The sequence below is a fragment of the Nostoc sp. DSM 114159 genome (assembly GCF_053470285.1).
Map to the genome: position 1 here is coordinate 458,839 of NZ_JBPFEH010000001.1, position 18,711 is coordinate 477,549.

Here is an 18,711-nt window from a genome sequence, read left to right on the forward strand (position 1 = left end):
TAATTTTGAATGTGGCTAGCTCTCAGAATTGGTTATTTTATCAGCATAAGTACTAATCTTATGATGATTTTTTAGATTTTTCTCAGTGATTTCTATCACTCAACATCATTAAGGCTATGCCATAATCTAGCAAATATCAGGTTTTATCCCAAGTCCAATAATTATTTAGAGGTAGAAAAATATTGCCTTTTAATCCTGAGCTATGCCGTAACGAAAGCGAAGTTGAAAGCAAACTCATAGTGCAATATTTGCTACCGCAGCTAGGTTATACTCCTGACACCTGGCATCAAGAGGTTGCCGTTGGTAGCATCCGTTTAGATTTTTTAGCATTTGCTGCACAAGTGATTCCCTTTGTCTTAGATGCCAACTCACCACTGAGTGTTGTCATGGAGGCAAAGCATCCCAAACAAAACTTAAATCATCATGTTCCCCGACTCAGGCATTATTTAACCAGCTTGAATGTCAGGTATGGATTGTTGACTAATGGCAAAGAGATTAGAATTTATCAAAAATTACAATACGATATTCAACTAGTATTTCAATGTTCTGGAAAGGAAGTAGAGATAAAGTTAGATGAAATTAAAAGTTTAATTGGTAGAGAAAGCCTCAAAGAAGGACAGCTAGTAGATAAGCCAAAAGTCCAAATAACTGAAAAGAATTACAAATTTGAAATCAAAAGGAAACATTCAATGAAAACAATCGCGGTTTACCATAATAAAGGTGGCGTTGGTAAGACAACAACTGTAGTTAATCTAGCTGCTGCTATTAGAAAGAAGGGGAAAAGAGTTCTAGTTATTGATTTAGATAGTCAAGCCAACACTACATTTGCTACTGGTTTAGTCAAATTTGATGACGAAGAGTTTGATGATATCAAAGATTCTAATATTCGTCATATTTTGCAATCAGAAGATTTTTTTCCTATAAATGAAGTCGCCAGAAAATCCCAATTCACAAATCCAGAAATTAGCGTTGTTCCTTCTCATATTAGTTTGATGAATTATGAAAATGAGTTAATTCAGCAAGAAGATAGTAAAATGATGCTTGCTCAAAAACTAGATGTAGTAGCAGAGGAATATGATGTAGTATTGATTGATACTCCTCCTTCATTAAATCTGTACGCTAGAATTGCTCTAATTACTGCTGACTATCTTATTATTCCTTCTGATCTCAAACCATTCGCTAATCAAGGACTAATAAACGTTAGGGAATTTCTCAAAAAGATAAATGGATTTAGAAAACAAATAAGAAAGCCTCAAATTGAAATTCTAGGTGTATTAGCTTGCAAAATATCTACTAATAACCAGTTTGTTAAACATACTTTGCCCAAGCGACTCGAAGCTATTCCAAAACGGTATGATTTTGAGATGATGAATACGGTAATTTATGATAGAGATGATCTGGCAAAATGTGCTGAGAGATTTCTTATTATAGGAGACATGGAGGTGGCTGATCCTATTTCTGTGCTTGATTTTAAGCCAGATTCAACTGCTGCACAAGAATTTGAATTATTAGCAATAGAAGTTTTACAAAAAATAGGGTTGAATTAATGAAATTATCTACATCACTTGTTGCCATCAAGAAAATTACTTCTACTGTACCTCGTTCAAGTTTTGGAGATGATGAACTAGAACAGGCAGCAAATCTTATTTTAGAAGCGGCGGGAGTTATTAACCCTATAGTTATTCGTCGCTCAAGTATCAATTCCTTTGAGGTAGTTGATGGACACTTTGAATATCATGCTGCTGCTAGAGCTAGAGAGATAGAGCCTCATAAGGGCGAAATGATTGGAGCAATTATTATTGAGTCTGAAAATGAGGAGACTTTAACAAAGCAAGTTCAATTATTTAGACAACAAAAAGCTGATTCTTCAGAAAAAACATTTTTACAATCAAAAGATATAGAACAGTTTTTAATAAATTTGGAATCACGTTTTGAAAAGATAACGAACCAAATAATAGAGCAAGCAAATATTAATGCAAAGTTAGAAAATGAAGTGAAAGAGCTAAAAAAGCAGGTGGCTGATAAGACTGATCCAATAGAAGTTTTTAAAACACTTAGTCAAGTTAAAATTGTCTCAAAATTACAAAATGCTGGTTTTAATCAAAAAAAAGCTTCTCAGATAGCAGAAATAGTAGAAAATGAGCGCAATAAGAAACAATTTCAATCATTGAATGATGTCGTAGAAAGGGTTAAAATCCCGTGGGGGAAAAGGATGGTTAAAGCCATAAGTATTGAAAAAATGCTCGAAATAATTGATCGGTGGTCAGAAAATAATTAACTAAAGAAATTAGTAAAGTACATTAATGCAGCTAGTAGGTTGGGTTGAACGAAGTGAAACCCAACAATTAACGTTTAATGTTGGGTTTCGTTCCTCAACCCAACCTACACAGTTTTTTTGGATGAGGTGAAAAGTAAGTTGCACAATATGTTAATCTTTAACCCTGCATTTGTCGCAGTGCATTAAACGCCTTACCTCGCAACCCAATCGGTAACAACGATAAACCTAAACCAGTCCAAGCTTTAGCAGTCGAAAAAGACTGTCCCGCCAAAACTAGCTCTCTGCCTTTTTGCGTTTCACCCTTTTCAATTAAACGCAAACCTAATAATAATTGTGTTTCCGTTAAACGATTTTTTCTGACTTTCTCTAATTTTTCAGACTCAAACTTATAACTTTCTAAATACTGAATTTTATCAAATAAATAAGGAATGGCTCGATTAATACCCTGCTGCTCTGCATGGTAGCGATATTCCATCAATAATTCTGGTAAGTAATAGCCCTTTTTTCCAGCCAAAGCCAGACGCACAAATAAATCATTATCTTCGCAATTTTGCAGGTTTGGCTGCATATATCCTAATTCTTGCAAGGTTTTACGGCGAAATAATGTCGCTCCAACTTGAAAACTTTGCTGAATAAATACGACTTCTAACAAATTATTTACAACACCTGCGGGTAAATTCTTCCTACCCCAGCGCTGAGAATTTTCTTGAGTTTTTGCCTCATCCCGCACATTGTTAATATCAATGATCCAATGGTCTGTACCAACAAAATCAATGCTAGAATCTTGAGTAAGAATAGCTGCTGTATTTGCGAGAAAATCGGGTGTTAGCCGGTCGTCATCATCAAATTTAATAAAATATTCACCACTGGCAGCATCAAAGCCAGAGCGCATATTATTACTTTTACCAATATTTTGCTGATGACGGATATATTTAATCCGATTGTCTGTGTATTGTGACATCAATTCGGGTGTGCGATCGCTAGAACCGTCATCACAAATAATTAGCTCAAAGTCTTGCTCAGACTGATTGAGTACACTGTCAATTGCGAAAGGCAGTAAATTAACTCGATTAAACGTGGGAATGGAAACACTAACTTTAGGCATTTTTGCAAGATGAGAGTGGACATTGCTCACTAACTAAAGGCTTAATGAGCAAGGCTGGGCAAAAGCTAAGTGTAAGAAATAGTTTGATTAATTTTATTCCAAACTTTTCTGATAAATCGATTGCTTCTAGCCGCTAGGGTGGGTGGCTTTAATTGCTTCGGTTTTTTCTCTGGTTGCTTCAGAAAGCGATAGTGTAAAAATTCATTTTTGTAACGAATATCAACATCTTCACCTTTACACAAGCGGGCAAATCCAATAGCAGAATAGCCCATATAGTGAAGACGATGAATAGGTTTTAATCCCTGTTGGTTGTAAAGAACATTATCAATGTTCACAAATGGATTTGCATTAGCACAGTTACCAGTTCTATCTTCACCATTGGGACTGAGTGTAAAGTTAAATAGTGGTCGAGCAATTCTAAAAGTCATGTAACTAAATAAATCTGCGTCACACCACCAAGCGATTTCGTTAATCAATTCGACTTCTTTATCTTCTATCAATCGCTTTTTGAGTATTTTTAATTCTTCAGCGCCTAAAATACCCTTTTTTGAACCAAAAAAACTAGAACAGTGGATTTCTCGTCTGATTTCAGATTCAGGCAAAGACATTTTTTGTTCTAACTTCGGCAAGTCGAAAGCTGCAACTGAAGTTTGTTTTGTGTGTTCCCAGTCATCAAACACAAAGTCGTATTGGTCTAGTTTTTCTAAAACCTTATCCAACTTATTCATTGCCAAACTATCAGCATCATAAAATACAAATCTTTCAAACTCACCATCAAAAGCACACATTTTTCGGATTAAATTATTTTTTTTATTCCATTCGATAGAAGGTTTATTTTTTCGACTATTTCTGGGATAAGCGTTCCAAACTTGAACGGCAAAATCCTCCCATTTTTTGATTGAGCTTTTATTGTCAAACAAGGTGACATTTGGTCGAGAATCTATCTCCTGTTTAACTCGTTTTAAGCGGTCATCATAGGGAATAATACAAATCGGAATATCTGGACTAACATTTACTTCAATGCTGTTTAGCAAAGCTACTAGTTGGTCAAATACCACGTCATTAGCCAGTGTGTAAATCCCAAAATTATCCATTGTCATTGTAATAAATTCTTTTGATTTTTGATTTATTGAGTGAAGCCAATTCTCTGTGAAGCTGCACATCATTTAGATCCCTCTCAACCCTCCCGAACTCACGGGAAGCGCCGCAGGTAGTAGGGTTATTTCTACACATCTTTATACAGAATTGGTCTAACGCGAATAATGCGATCGCTATTTTTTGATCGATTATTCTCAAATAATAATATACACATTTTCAACTTAACCCTGAAATAAGCAGGAAGCTATTTTGGTTACGGATGATACTAAACATTACCCTCCTATTTAAAAATGCCTAAAACTCTAGCTGTTAAACAATTGCCTCCTAGAGAATAATCTCAGGAATCCGGCGGTTCCCACACCCCAAGCACCATTAACCAATAAACCTGTCACTATTCCCACAAGTTTCCAGCCGCCAGCGATGGGTTGACCCTTGAGTGGTGCAACCACAAACCAAGCCACTAGCGTCGGAGCAATTGCACCAAAGACTAAAGCTGCTAACCAATAGTTTTTATCGTGTCGAAAACGAGGTGCAATTACTACCAAAATCAGTCCCCAAATGCCTCCCCAGAAGGCATTTGACCAAATTTGCGGGATTCCTAATGGTTGTGTCGGTGCAGTTGAATAAGGGGCGCGGGGTGTAAAATTTACTGCATGTAACAGCGCCAACATACCTTGATGAAATAGCAAAACAGACACAAAGCCTGCAATAAATCCTAAAGTAAATCGAGATAAGGCAGCTTTTTGAGTCATTGCTTATACAACAAAAAGGTACTTGTTTGCAGTTGCAGATGTAACTTTAATAATTGACATTTCCCATTTTCTATTCTCCATTTTCTTTAGAGCTTGCTTCTGAGAGTTGTCTATGATAGTTTGCTAACTAGTCAAAATACAGTAAATCTATCAAATTACCGTACTTTGTTGAACACTATCGTTAATATAGCCGAAGGAGTGCAGAGTTAAGAGTACTTAAGTACTTTACCAAATATATGACAAGTGGAAAAGCCAATCTTGCCGATTGGGAAGTAGATACCTGTGTTGGGGAAAGGTTAAAGGGTAAGGGAAAATTTTAGACCTTTACCCTTTACCCCTTAACCTTTTCCTACTTCTGCAAGAACTGACGTTAAACTTAGTTTCCTGAACTTGGTAGCGAGGATAGCACCCTACAATGAATATACGTATGCAAACTATTCACAACCGTAAAGTCAAAGGTGGAGGCTAAACATTGGCACAATTCCAAGCAGAACCTCTGGCTTTATCAAGCTCTCAAAAAAATTGGGTCTTACTCGGTGTCGGACTTGGGGTATTCATGTCTACCCTGGATGTGGGCATCATTAATGTTGCTTTGCCCACATTAGTGCAAGCCTTTGGCACTAGTTTTCCTACTACCCAATGGGCTGTACTGAGTTACCAGTTGGTCAGTTCCGGTTTAGTTTTGGGAGCAACCCGCTTGGGAGATATGTGGGGTAAAAAGTCCTTATACCAAGGGGGACTAGTTCTGTTCACTTTCAGTTCGCTGTTGTGTGGTTTTGCATCTAGTATCGAGTGGTTGATCGTCTTTCGGGCGCTTCAAGGATTAGGTGCTGTGTTCATTTCTGGGCTTGGTTTAGCAATTATCACAGAAGTTTTTCCCTCCTCCGAGCGAGGTCGGGCTGTTGGCATCATCGGTAGTGTAGTGTCACTGGGAATTGCTTTTGGCCCCTCTGCTGGCGGATTGCTCTTAAGCTGGTCAGGCTGGCATAGTATATTCTTCATCAATGTACCCTTGGGGATTATCGCTAGTTTCTTAATAGCTCGTGTAGTGCCACCTTCTGCACGGATTGAGGGCAAACAGAAATTTGACTTTTTGGGAGCCATATTGGCTTTATTGACTCTGGGTACTTTTGGGCTAGGTATGACGCTAGGACAGAGCCAGGGCTTTAGTAGTACTAATGCATTAGTATTATTAGCGATCGCTACCGTAAGTTTCATTACATTTTTGGTAGTTGAAGCGATTCTAAAGCAGCCACTACTAGAGCTAAAGCTGTTTCGCAATCTTCAGTTGAGTATGGGTTTGCTAAGTGGCTGGTTAGCATTCATTGTTATTGGCGGTTCGCTACTGATCGTCCCTTTCTTTCTAGAGAGCGTCAAGCATTATCCGACGGTAAAAGTAGGGCTATTACTAGCCGTATCGCCTGTACTGAGTGGGTTAATTGCCCCACTGGCGGGAATACTTTCAGACCGCTTTGGCGCTCGACTAATCAGTTCAATTGGGCTGGGGTTGATGATTGGCGGCTGTTTAGGGATTAGTACCTTTGACGCTCAAATTACTGAATTAGGCTATGTATCGCGCTATTTTATTTACGGCATTGGTCTAGGTTTATTTCAATCGCCCAACAACAGCACTGTTATGGGATCGGTACCGAGGGAACGGCTAGGGATTGCTTCTGGGCTATTGTCTTTGTCACGTACCTCAGGGAACACCGTAGGAGTTTCTCTAATTGGGGCAATATTTGGAGCCTTAATCGGTAGCATATCTGGCGGTGCAGATGTCTCTGTTGCCCCTCCTGATGCGATCGTTGCAGGGTTCCAAGGAACTTTTCGCTTCGCAGCCCTAATACTGTGTGGGGCGGCTGTTGCATCTGTTTTGAGGATCGGTAAGAGGTGGGTAGGGGAGCAGGGGAGCAGGGAGATGAGGGAGACAAGGGGACAAGGGAGACAAGGAGATAAATAAAACTCCTAACTTCTAACTCCTAACTCTTAACTCTTAACTCAGCACGGGCTAAACGCCCCGCTATCGCTAACAGCACTGTTTTGCCCAATGCCCAATATTCAATTATCAATTACTAAGGAGTTAAAGAAATGACAGGTAAATTAGAAGGAAAAGTGGCAATTATCACTGGTGCTTCTGCGGGAATTGGAGAAGCAACTGCGATCGCTTTAGCAGCAGAAGCAGCAACAGTAGTACTTGCTGCTAGGCGTGGCGATCGCATTCAGGCATTAGCAGAACGCATCGAAGCTAGTGGTGGCAAGGCATTGCCTATTGTTACTGATGTGACTGATGAAACTCAGGTAAATAACTTGGTGGCAAAGGCCAATGCAGAATTGGGAAGAGTCGATATCCTTGTGAATAATGCCGGGATTGCCTTATTAGGCACGATTGAAGCTGGAAATAGCTCAGACTGGCGGCGATCGTTTGACCTCAACGTATTGGGACTGCTATATGCGACTCATGCCGTTTTGCCTCTGTTGAAAGCACAAAAATCTGGGCATATAGTCAACATTTCCTCAGTGGCAGGCCGGACGGCACGGGCGGGTGTTGGTGTTTACAATGCTACCAAATGGGGTGTTAATGCTCTCTCGGAAGCATTGCGCCAAGAAGTCCACAAAGATAACATCCGCGTCACCATTATTGAACCTGGGTTGGTGGATACGGAAATTGACAGCCAAATTACCGATCCCGTTGCCAAACAACGGATCGAAGAACGACGCAAGTCAATTCAACCTCTGCAAAGCGAAGACATTGCTGCTGCGATCGTTTACGCCCTTACGCAACCACCACGCGTTAATGTCAACGAAATCCTCATCCGACCAACGGGACAAGAACATTAACATAATTTGTAATTCGTAATACTTCGGCTACCTCAGTACAAGTTTGTAATTCGTAATTAAAGACTGTTACGTAAGGGGATTTAGAACCAGATGTTTCTTGAGTCTATCTTACCTATACGAGGAAGAAAGCTACCTATAGCGTCTCGTAGGGAACTACTGAAAAAAGCGCCATGTATAGGTATAGATAGACTTAGCTTCTTTGTTTGGGGGAAGAGGAATTAAACCCAAAAATTACGAATTACGAATTAGGAACTTAACACTGAGCATAAATTATCTCACTTAGTATTTACTAAATTTTAGAAAGAATCGCTTGGGCAGCAGCTTCATCGGTAATCAATCCTGTAATTAACTTGCCATGCAGAGCAGCCAAAATTGCCTCTGCCTTTCTCACACCACCCGCCACTCCAATAATCAGTCGATGAGCGGGTTGTTCGAGGGCTACACTGGCAACCCGGCTGTTTGTCCCTTGTTGCAGTAATACTCCGCGATCGCTGTAAGCCCAACCTGCAATTTCTCCGACTGCTCCCAGTTCAATCAATTCAGCTACCTCATCGTCATTGATGAAGCCGTCTTGATGTAACGGAGCATTCCAGGCAATGTGACTAATTCCGACAAAGGTTACTTTGGCTTGCTCTGCAAGAGTTTTGACAGCGACAAACGATCGCTGAGTCTGCAAGAGTTCTCGTTCTTCGACACTAGTCGCAACAACGGGAGTCGGCACTGGGTAAGCTTGGGAACCGACGCGATCGGATAAATGCATAACCACTTCGTGACGACCTGCACGCCCAGAATGAGACATATTGCCAATAATTGACACAATTTTATGCTGGGGTTGGTTCATTGAGGGGATCTGCTCCACCATTGTTCGCAATGTGCGACCTGATGACAACGCTAGTATGGTAGGGGTTTTAGCCATCAGGTAAGCCTCTAGGTGGGTGGCAGCACATACACCAATTCCGTATAATGTATCACCACTACCTGCGTCAGTTGGTACTACTTCACAAAGTGACAGAGCAAAGCGATCGCGTAACGACTCAGCCAGAGCAATGCATTCACTCAGGGGATGATCTAGTCGAAATTTAATCAATTTTTCACTGACAGCCAGTGCTACTAAGCGTTGTGCAGCTTGCCGGGATACATTGAGCTTGGCAGCAATTTCTTCTTGCGTATTGCCGGCGATGTAATAGAGCCAAGCAGCATGAGCAGCCAAGTCTAATTTGCGCGCCCGAAGGGGGGTGGCATCGCGCCGCTCTAAAAAAGGTTGTCCCATATACTACCTGCAAAAACTATGTACCTATCAAAGGTATGATTGCATTATTTAGACTATATGCCCAAAGAAATAATCTTTGCTCAATTATTTTTAAATTTCTATTATCCCCCAGTCACCTCTAAGTTAAACCCAGTAATGTAGCTTGCCTCTTCACTCATCAAAAACGCTACCCCATTTGCCACCTCTTCCAGGCTTCCTAAACGCCGCATTGGTACTGAATTAATCATCTGTTGCTCAACCATCTTGGGATCGGCATCAAAGTACTGCGATCTTACTGCTGCTTGCAATTCAGTTTGCCGCGTCCACATAAAACCAGGGCCAATCAACGCAGGCGAGAGTGCATTTACCCGAATGCTGTAAGGTGCTAAGTCTTTTGCTGCCGTTTGAGTAATTCCAATGACAGCAAACTTAGAAGCGGCATAAGCCAACATATTTGGTGGCCCAACCACCCCTGCATAACTCGCCATGTTGACAATCGCACCTCCACCTGCATCGTGTAATTGTTGTGCAGCCGCCTTGAGAATATGGAAAACGCCGACGACGTTGATATTAATGACCTTTTGAAAGTCGTCTTCAGGATATTCGTTAGTCTTGGCAAACACTCCTTGATAACCCGCATTATTAAATACATAGTCGATGCGCCCAAGCTGCTCTACAGCAGCAGTAAAGGCTTTAGCAACATCATCACTAGATGTAACATCACAGCGAAACGTGCCGACTGGAACGTTGTAACCTTTTAGTTCCGCAGCGACATCTGTCATCTTCGGTTCATTCAAATCTAGCAGGGCTATTCCTGCGCCATTAGCAGCAAAACGGTGTGCAGTTGCTTTGCCAATATCTCCTGCACCGCCCGTAATTAGGATGGTCTTACCTGCAAACTGATAAGTTGCTTTTGCCGTCATAGATTCAACCTCTTATTGAAGAATTGTTGCAAATGCCCACGATCAAAATCAGATTGGTATGATTTCTATTATTGAGCTTTTGCCCAAAATTAGAGCATAAAATCAAAAATTTATTTTGTTCGGTTTTTTACTTTAAAGGAGTTATGCGATGCGTATTCGCCGCTTCGCGAAAGTGCTAGCTGCATTTCTCGCTGGAGTAATGCTGGTGCATCTGCTATATGCTTGCTCACCGCGCTCCCAAGCCGCAGAGAAAACTAAACTAACGATCGCCACTGTTAATAATGGCGACATGGTGGTGATGCAAGGGCTTTCTCGCAAATTTGAGCAAGCTAATCCTGATATTCAACTCCGGTGGGTTGTGCTGGAAGAAAATGTGTTGCGCCAACGCACAACTACAGATGTTGCAAGCCAGGGTGGGCAGTTTGATGTCATGACCATCGGTTCCTATGAAACACCAATCTGGGCTAGGCGGGATTGGTTAAGACCTTTGGATCTAGGCGCAAACTATGACGTAAATGACCTGCTCAAACCGATACGAGAAGGACTTTCCAATAACGGCAAACTCTATGCTGTGCCATTCTATGGGGAAAGTTCCATGCTCTACTACCGCAAAGACTTGTTTGAAAAAGCTGGGATTGCAGTTCCTCAACAGCCAACTTATCCCCAAATCAGAGAATGGGCAAGCAAAATTCACGACCCAGCGCATGGGGTTTATGGAGTTTGCTTGCGCGGAAAACCCGGTTGGGGTGAAAACATCGCATTTGTTTCCACATTAGTTAATACCTATGGTGGACAGTGGTTTGATATGAAATGGCAACCAACGATCGATACTCCAGCTTGGAAAGAGGCGATCGCCTTTTATGTCGATCTGCTTAACAAATATGGGCCGCCAGGAGCCAGTTCTAATGGATTTAATGAGAATCTGGCATTATTCTCCACAGGTAAATGTGGTATGTGGGTAGATGCAACCGTTGCTGCCGGGTTGTTATCCAATCCGAAAGAATCTCAAGTGTATAACAAAGTTGGCTTCGCTCGTGCGCCAATTGAAAAATATCCCAACGGCTCAAATTGGCTTTGGGCTTGGGCGCTAGCGGTTCCAAAAACCTCAAAATCACCAGAAGCCGCGCAAAAGTTCGTTGCTTGGGCAACATCAAAGGAATACATTCAACTGGTTGCCAAGGAAAATGGCTGGGTTGCTGTACCACCAGGAACTCGGACTTCCACTTATGAGAATCCCAACTATCGAAAGGCTGCACCCTTTGCAGAAATAGTGTTGGCAGCAATCCAATCTGCCGATGTTACCCGTCCATCCGCACAACCAACTCCGTATAAAGGAGTTCAATACGTTGATATTCCAGAATTTCAAGCGATCGGTTCTTCAGTCGGGCAAACCTTAGCGGCGGCATTGACCAATCGAACTTCGGTAGATCGAGCTTTGCAGCAATCCCAGAAATCAACTGAACGCTTCATGAAACACACAGGTTATATCGAGTGAAATGGGGCATGGGGCATTGGGCATTGGGCATGGGTAAAAAGAGCCAATGCTCAACTACAAAACATTCAGAATCCAAAATCTAAAATCTAAAATCTAAAATTCCTTTAGGTTATGTCTTCTTCATTAGCGGTAAAACCTCAATCCGAAACGCCACCACCCACCAAGCAACGAACTACGCGGCAAGTATCAACCTTACCTCTGGTTGCGCCTTCGGTCGTTCTCCTACTGCTGTGGATGATTGTACCTCTGGTGATGACCGTATGGTTTTCCTTTCAGCGTTATAACTTGCTGAATCCAGATGCACGTAAATTCATCGGGATTGAAAATTTCACTTTCATCCTCAGTGACTCAGCTTTATGGACATCGATCGCCATCACAATAGTTTTGGTTGTTTCCGTTTTAGCAATCACAATTGGTTTAGGCACATTACTAGCAGTACTATTTGACCAAGATTTTTATGGTCGTGGAGTAGCGCGAGTACTGGCAATCTCTCCATTTTTCGTCATGCCCACAGTCAGCGCCCTAATCTGGAAAAATATGCTGATGCATCCAGTGAATGGGCTATTTGCTCAAATTACCAGAGGTTTGGGTTTGGGAGCAATTGATTGGTTTGCCAGCGTTCCCCTGCTTGCCATCATTATTATTGTTTCCTGGGAATGGCTGCCCTTTGCTTTGCTGATTTTATTAACAGCCATTCAATCACTCGATCGCGACCAGTTAGAAGCTGCGCGAATGGATGGGGCAAATGCGATCGCTCTATTTCGTTTCGTCATGCTACCGCATTTAAGCCGCGCTATTTCTGTGGTTGCCATGATTGAGACAATTTTCTTCCTGACCATCTTTGCCGAAATCTTTGTTACCACAGGCGGCGGGCCAGGGCTTGCAACCACTAACCTGGCCTATTACATCTTCTTAAAAGCCTTACTGGAATTCGATGTCGGTGGTGCTTCAGCCGGTGGATTAATTGCCGTAATCCTTGCCAACATCGTCGCAATCTTTTTGATGCGTAGTGTTGCTCGTAATTTGGATACCTAATAAACATCTCCAAAATAAGGCTACCAACGCAAACCAAAATGGCTTACATAATTACGAATTACGAATTACGAATTAGCATTATGGCACGTAAAACCTCGAAGATTTGGCTATGGACATTGCTCGGCTGGCTTGCTGCCTGCATATTGTTTTTTCCAATTTTCTGGATGTTTATCACCAGTTTCAAAACTGAAGTAGCGGCAGTTTCAACTCCTCCACAGTTATTTTTCCGCCCGACATTGGAGAATTATATTGCAATCCAAGACCGGGCAAATTATTTCAATTATGCATTTAACAGCGTAGCGATTTCCCTTGGCTCGACTATAGTCGCGCTGCTGCTTGCCGTACCTGCCGCCTACGCAATGGCATTCTTCCCAACCAAACGCACCAAGGGAACTTTACTCTGGATGCTGTCCACCAAAATGCTGCCACCTGTTGGTGTGCTAGTACCAATTTACATTTTGTGCCGCAACGCCGGATTACTGGATACTCGCATCGGTTTGATTATCATTTATACCCTGATTAATTTGCCAATCGTCGTTTGGATGATTTACAGCTTCTTCAAAGAAGTTCCTAAAGAAATTCTCGAAGCCGATCGCATGGATGGAGCAACCACTCAGCAAGAACTTGTTCATGTGTTGTTGCCATTGGCAGTGCCCGGAATTGCATCCACAGCTTTGCTTTCGATTATTTTGTCATGGAACGAAGCATTTTGGAGCTTGAACTTGACAACGGCAGATGCCGCCCCACTTACAGCCTTTATTGCTTCCTTTTCCAGTCCTCAAGGATTATTTTGGGCAAAACTTTCCGCAGCGTCAACACTAGCGATCGCACCCATCCTCATCTTCGGTTGGCTGAGTCAACGGCAATTAGTCCGGGGTCTGACTTTTGGTGCTGTGAAGTAGAAGGCAGGCACTCTTACAGCTTTGCGTAAAACCTTGGCGAATTGAGGTTTTAAATTTAAACGCATAGGGGCGCAGAGGTAAGCGCAAAGGTACGCAGAGAATTTGCTACGAATTAATTAAATGTTGCACCTCTACGTCTGTGCGTGAGAAAAACTTAAACCCGTTAATGGAAACATTTTATGTCAACAGTTGCTTTAAGAAATATCCATAAAACCTACGCCGACACAGAGATTATCAAAGGCATCGATCTCGACGTGGGCGATCGCGAATTTGTGGTCTTCGTCGGCCCCTCCGGTTGTGGGAAATCAACCTTACTCCGGATGATTGCTGGACTAGAAGAAATTTCCTCTGGCGATTTACTTATTGATGGACAAAAAGTCAATGATGTGCCACCCGATAAACGTGGTTTGGCGATGGTGTTTCAAACTTATGCCTTATATCCTCACATGACAGTGGCAGAAAATATGGCCTTTAGCCTCCGACTTGCGGGTATGTCCAAAGCCCAGCGTTATGAAAGGGCGCGTGAAGTCGCTCGTATCCTGCAACTAGAGCCGCTTTTGAACCGGAAGCCCAAAGAACTATCAGGAGGACAACGGCAACGCGTGGCGATCGGTCGTGCTTTGGTGCGTAATCCGAAAGTATTTTTGTTTGATGAGCCACTGTCCAACCTGGATGCTTCATTGCGGGTGCAAATGCGGATTGAGCTTGCCAGTTTACACGACAGCCTGCAAGCCACGATGATTTATGTTACTCACGATCAAGTTGAGGCAATGACCCTTGCCGACAAAATTGTGGTATTACAAGGCGGCATCATCGAACAAATGGGTTCTCCTCTGGAACTCTACCACCATCCCCGCAATCTATTCGTCGCCGGATTTATTGGTTCGCCAAAAATGAACTTTATTTCGGTGACAGTTTCAGCCGTCAATGACTCTGGGGCAACAGTTAGACTCCCTGGTGACGCAACCGTAACAATTCCGGTGAAGCCCAAAACCCTGTCAGTTGGGGATAGAGCAACATTAGGGATTCGTCCCGAACATCTGCGGCTCGATCGCAATAACCCAAGCGTGAATGGTGAAGTATTAGTCGTAGAACGATTAGGCGGAGAAACCTTTCTCTACATCAAGATTGCAGGTGGCGAAACTATAGTTGTGCAAACAGACGGAGATAATCCAGCCATTATGCATGATTACGTTCCGATTTACATTAATGGTGAGCTTTGCCATTTGTTCGATCGCGACGGTGAAGCCATCCCCAAAGTTCATCGTCACCACCTAACCCAAAATGAATCCCATGAACAGCAATATCAGCACAGGATCGGCAATCAAGCTGAATGAAGCATCTTTGTCTAATTTAGGAAATAACGTTCGCGTACCCAATTACGATCGCCACCAAATTACTAACGGTATTGTCCATATCGGTGTGGGTGGGTTCCATCGCGCACATCAGGCATTATACCTGGATAATTACTTTCATCAAAATCCCGGTAGTGAATGGGGAATCTGCGGGGTTGGGCTACTGGAATTCGACAAACGAATGCGGGATGCACTGAACTCTCAAGATTGTTTGTATACCTTAGTTGAAAGATCCCCAGAAGGCGATCGCGCTCGTGCGATCGGAGCAATTACAAAATATCTGTTTGCCCCAGATAACCGCCAAGCTGTGATTGACACTTTAGCAGACCCCAAATGCCGCATCGTTACCCTCACCATTACCGAAGGCGGTTACTACTATATTGAAGGTAGCGGTGAATTCGATGCCAATCACCCGACAATCCAGTACGATTTGCAGCATCCTGATGAACCAATAGGAGTATATGGCTTTTTGACAGCAGCCCTTGATCGCCGCCGTCAACAGGGAATCGCACCATTTACCGTGTTGTCCTGCGACAATCTCCAAGGTAACGGTAACATTGCCCGCAAAATGTTAACCGCATTTGCCCAAATGCAGAACCCAAAATTGGGAAGTTGGGTTGCCGAACAGGTAGCTTTTCCCAACTGCATGGTCGATCGCATTACTCCCGCCACCACACCAGCAGATATCAAAATGGTGGCGGAACAGTTTAACATTGATGATGCCTTTCCAGTTGTTGCCGAACCGTTTCTTCAGTGGGTAGTCGAAGACAATTTCAGCGCGGGTAGACCTGATTGGGAATCAGTTGGCGTTCAGATGACGAGTGATGTTCATCCCTATGAGATGATGAAAATCCGGCTGCTCAACGCCAGTCACTTGTTAATTGGCTATCTTGGCTCCTTGGCTGGCTACACTTACGTTCATGAAGTTATGGCAGATCGATTAATTCGGCAAGCCGTCGATAATTTGATGGCAGAAGTTACGCCCACACTTCAACCCGTACCTGGAATTGATTTAGATAGTTATAAAAAGACCTTAATTGAACGCTTTGCCAATCCTAAAATTCGAGATCAACTGCCGCGTCTTTGCCTGAATAGCTCCGCTAAAATGCCAAAATTTATTCTCGGCTCAGTGCGTGACGCGCTGCATCAAGGAGGGGCAATTGATTACATGAGCCTAACGGTTGCTGCTTGGTTCCGTTACCTCAACGGACAGGATGACCGAGGGAATCCCATTCCCATTGATGACCCAATAGCAGGTACTCTAACTCAACTAGCTCATTCCAGTGACAGCGATGCCAAACCATTGCTCAATTTAACTGAGATTTTTGGCGATTTGTCCCAATCACCGCTTTTTGTTGATGCAGTTACGAACCATTTACGCAGGTTGTATGAGTTTGGAGCTAAAGAAACATTAGTTAAATTATTACAGAAAACTTAACCAGAGAGTGGAAGCTGTAACATTTGAAGGCGGAAGTTTAATTTCCGCCTTCTAACCTTGAAAATTTTGAGGGGCAATTAATATCATGTTCGCTTGATTACTTATTAAACACGAAGAACCCCACCCTTAATCCCCTTTCCTTGCAAAGGCTACTGTGTACACACAATAATTTTAAAGTTGCTACGTAACGCCGGGTGGATTAATTTTTGCAGGTCGATGCAATTAAGTTGCAAGTCAATGCAATTAAGTTGCAAGTCGATGCAATTAAGTTGCAAGTCGATGCAATTAAGTTGCAGGTCAATGCAATTAAGTTGTAGGTCAATGCAATTAAGTTGCAAGTCAATGCAATTAAGTTGCAGGTCAATGCAATTAAGTTGCAGGTCAATGCAATAGACATCTCCGAAAATTAATCCATGACCCCTCTCCAAACCTCTCCCCGTTGGCGTCAGCCTGCCGTTAGGCAAGCGGAGAGAGGCTTTAATTCCCCCTTCCCTTGAAGGGAAGGGGGGTAGGGGGGTTAGGTCTGCGCCTGAATTTAAGGTTTCTAAATCTTTTCCGGAGAAGTCTAATTAAGTTGCAGGTCAAAAGAATTGTGTGTACACCATAGCCTTGCTAAGGAGAAGGGAGACAAAACGTAGCTTTGGCGGGGTGGGGTGCAATGACTGTAGGAAGCATAACACCAATTCTCCAAAATAAGGCAACAGATGTAAATCATGAAAGTCTTGCGCCCATTGCGAATTGCGAATTGGTATAACTATTATCCGAACTTGATATGACTGACATCGTAATTGGCTTAGACTTGGGTACAGGAGGAGTACGAGCGATCGCAGTTGATCTGCAAGGGCAAATTATCGCTCAGTCAACCAGAAGCTATCCCCTTTTAACTCCACAACCCGGTTGGACGGAACAGAACTCATCGGATTGGGTGGAAGCTAGCTTGGATGCTCTCTTCGATGTTACTCAACAGCTAAACGGACATCGGGCAATTGCCCTCGGTTTGTCTGGACAAATGCATGGTATGGTTGCTCTTGATGCCCAAGGCAAAGCGATTAGACCGACAATTTTATGGAACGATCAGCGCACTGGTAAAGCTGTTGCTGAGATTGAAGCCGCTATTCCCCGACAGGAGTTGATCCAGCGCACTGGAAATCCGGCAATTACAGGATTTCAACTGCCGAAGCTCTTATGGTTGCGGACTGAAGAACCACAAGCATACACTCGGTTATGGCAGATTCTTTTGCCCAAAGATTATCTGGGATATGTGCTAACTGGCAAAGTAGTAACGGAACCATCTGATGCTTCTGGTGTCGGCTGTCTAAATCTGGCAAATCGGCAATGGGATACAGATATTCTCCATGCTCTTAATATTAATCCAGCGTTATTCCCTCCGGTAATCGAATCTACTGCGATCGCTGGACGGTTAAAATCAGAAATAGCCGCGCGCGTGGGATTACCTGTGGGATTACCTGTAGTCGCAGGCGGAGGTGATAATGCCGCAGCCGCAATTGGTTTAGGCATCTCATCCAGCAACCTGAGTCGGGGTAGTTTGAGTATCGGCACATCCGGAGTAATCTTTGCACCATGCGAGCGCCCAATTCCCGATGCCGAAGGTCGGGTACATTTGTTCTGCCATGTGGATGGCGGCTATCATCTGCTGGGGGTGACGTTAGCAGCAGGTGGTTCTCTGCGTTGGTATCGAGATACATTTGCAGCGCATATATCTTACACCGAACTGATGGATATGGCAGAGCGATCGCATCCTGGGGCGCGTGGTGTGCTATTTCTACCCCACCTTGCAGGAGAACGCAGTCCCCACCTCGATCCAGATACTCGCGGTGCTTTGGTAAATTTGTCATTAGCTCATACACAAGCAGATATAATTCGTGCTGTGCTGGAAGGGGTTGCATTTAGCTTGCGGTCAGCATTGGAGGTAATTAGTGCGATCGCTCCCCTCGATCAACTCTTAGCAACGGGTGGAGGCGCACGTTCTCACATCTGGTTACGAATTTTGGCAGATGTTTTGCAAACAAAACTCATTGCACCCAAAGCTGAGGAAGGAGCTGCTTACGGAGCAGCTATTTTGGCAATGGTAGGGATTGGTGTTTACCCCAATTTAGCAACTGCACTCAAGATTTTCCCGCAGGATAGTAATGTAGTACAGCCACAGGCAAATCTTTTGTACGAAGCAGGTTTTAACCGCTACAAGCTACTTTACGATACCTTGAAAGCTGTGCGTTGAGCAT

The 18,711-nt window shown here is 43.0% G+C and carries 15 protein-coding genes; 10 read left to right on the top strand and 5 right to left on the bottom strand.

What is annotated here, in order from left to right; genetic code table 11:
• Positions 1-182: 182 nt before the first annotated feature.
• Together ACR5KR_RS01780 and ACR5KR_RS01785 are read left to right on the top strand one after the other, a co-directional pair.
• A complete protein-coding gene (locus ACR5KR_RS01780; protein ID WP_448265221.1) occupies positions 183-1,547 on the top strand; it encodes an AAA family ATPase in 1,365 nt (454 codons plus the stop codon).
• Positions 1,547-2,278, top strand: a complete 732-nt coding sequence (locus ACR5KR_RS01785; RefSeq protein ID WP_445628034.1) for a ParB N-terminal domain-containing protein — start codon at positions 1,547-1,549, stop codon at positions 2,276-2,278. Before ACR5KR_RS01780 ends, ACR5KR_RS01785 begins: the two co-directional genes overlap by 1 nt.
• 157 nt (positions 2,279-2,435) lie before the next feature.
• Here the strand turns inward: ACR5KR_RS01785 and ACR5KR_RS01790 are convergent, their stop codons facing one another.
• The 3 genes from ACR5KR_RS01790 to ACR5KR_RS01800 form a co-directional block, all read right to left on the bottom strand.
• Positions 2,436-3,383, bottom strand: coding sequence for a glycosyltransferase family 2 protein (locus tag ACR5KR_RS01790; RefSeq protein WP_448265222.1), 948 nt, complete (start codon positions 3,381-3,383; stop codon positions 2,436-2,438).
• A 65-nt stretch (positions 3,384-3,448) separates the two neighbouring features.
• Positions 3,449-4,483, bottom strand: coding sequence for an Npun_R2821/Npun_R2822 family protein (locus tag ACR5KR_RS01795; RefSeq protein WP_448265223.1), 1,035 nt, complete (start codon positions 4,481-4,483; stop codon positions 3,449-3,451).
• Positions 4,484-4,783: 300 nt separating this feature from the next.
• Entirely contained in the window at positions 4,784-5,233 is a 450-nt protein-coding gene (locus ACR5KR_RS01800; RefSeq protein WP_448265224.1) for a hypothetical protein, read from the bottom strand.
• A 472-nt stretch (positions 5,234-5,705) separates the two neighbouring features.
• Between ACR5KR_RS01800 and ACR5KR_RS01805 the strand changes: the two genes are divergently transcribed.
• Together ACR5KR_RS01805 and ACR5KR_RS01810 are read left to right on the top strand one after the other, a co-directional pair.
• A complete protein-coding gene (locus ACR5KR_RS01805) occupies positions 5,706-7,193 on the top strand; it encodes a DHA2 family efflux MFS transporter permease subunit (protein WP_448265225.1) in 1,488 nt (495 codons plus the stop codon).
• 128 nt (positions 7,194-7,321) lie between these two features.
• Positions 7,322-8,071, top strand: a complete 750-nt coding sequence (locus tag ACR5KR_RS01810) for an SDR family NAD(P)-dependent oxidoreductase (RefSeq protein WP_448265226.1) — start codon at positions 7,322-7,324, stop codon at positions 8,069-8,071.
• Positions 8,072-8,360: 289 nt separating this feature from the next.
• On the opposite strand, the gene ACR5KR_RS01815 is transcribed toward ACR5KR_RS01810, so the two are convergent.
• Positions 8,361-9,341 (bottom strand): sugar-binding transcriptional regulator, encoded by a 981-nt coding sequence (locus ACR5KR_RS01815; RefSeq protein WP_448265227.1) that lies wholly within the window; start codon positions 9,339-9,341, stop codon positions 8,361-8,363.
• A 101-nt stretch (positions 9,342-9,442) separates the two neighbouring features.
• On the bottom strand, positions 9,443-10,243 hold the full coding sequence (locus ACR5KR_RS01820) for an SDR family NAD(P)-dependent oxidoreductase (RefSeq protein WP_448265228.1): 801 nt from the start codon (positions 10,241-10,243) through the stop codon (positions 9,443-9,445).
• Positions 10,244-10,391: 148 nt separating this feature from the next.
• On the opposite strand from ACR5KR_RS01820, the gene ACR5KR_RS01825 reads away from it, so the two are divergent.
• The 6 genes from ACR5KR_RS01825 to xylB all read left to right on the top strand — a co-directional run bounded on the left by ACR5KR_RS01825 (position 10,392) and on the right by xylB (position 18,707).
• Entirely contained in the window at positions 10,392-11,738 is a 1,347-nt protein-coding gene (locus ACR5KR_RS01825; protein WP_448265229.1) for an ABC transporter substrate-binding protein, read from the top strand.
• A gap of 111 nt (positions 11,739-11,849) precedes the next feature.
• Positions 11,850-12,773 carry a carbohydrate ABC transporter permease gene (locus ACR5KR_RS01830; RefSeq protein ID WP_448265230.1) on the top strand — a complete coding sequence of 308 codons (924 nt, stop codon included), beginning with the start codon at positions 11,850-11,852 and terminating at the stop codon, positions 12,771-12,773.
• Positions 12,774-12,811: 38 nt separating this feature from the next.
• A complete protein-coding gene (locus tag ACR5KR_RS01835; RefSeq protein WP_448265231.1) occupies positions 12,812-13,675 on the top strand; it encodes a carbohydrate ABC transporter permease in 864 nt (287 codons plus the stop codon).
• A gap of 179 nt (positions 13,676-13,854) precedes the next feature.
• A complete protein-coding gene (locus ACR5KR_RS01840; protein WP_448265232.1) occupies positions 13,855-15,012 on the top strand; it encodes an ABC transporter ATP-binding protein in 1,158 nt (385 codons plus the stop codon).
• Complete coding sequence (locus tag ACR5KR_RS01845; RefSeq protein WP_445628024.1) at positions 14,969-16,468, top strand: mannitol dehydrogenase family protein; 1,500 nt, start codon at positions 14,969-14,971, stop codon at positions 16,466-16,468. Before ACR5KR_RS01840 ends, ACR5KR_RS01845 begins: the two co-directional genes overlap by 44 nt.
• A 772-nt stretch (positions 16,469-17,240) precedes the next feature.
• Entirely contained in the window at positions 17,241-18,707 is a 1,467-nt protein-coding gene (gene xylB / locus ACR5KR_RS01850) for a xylulokinase (RefSeq protein WP_448265233.1), read from the top strand.
• The last annotated feature ends 4 nt before the right edge of the window (positions 18,708-18,711 follow it).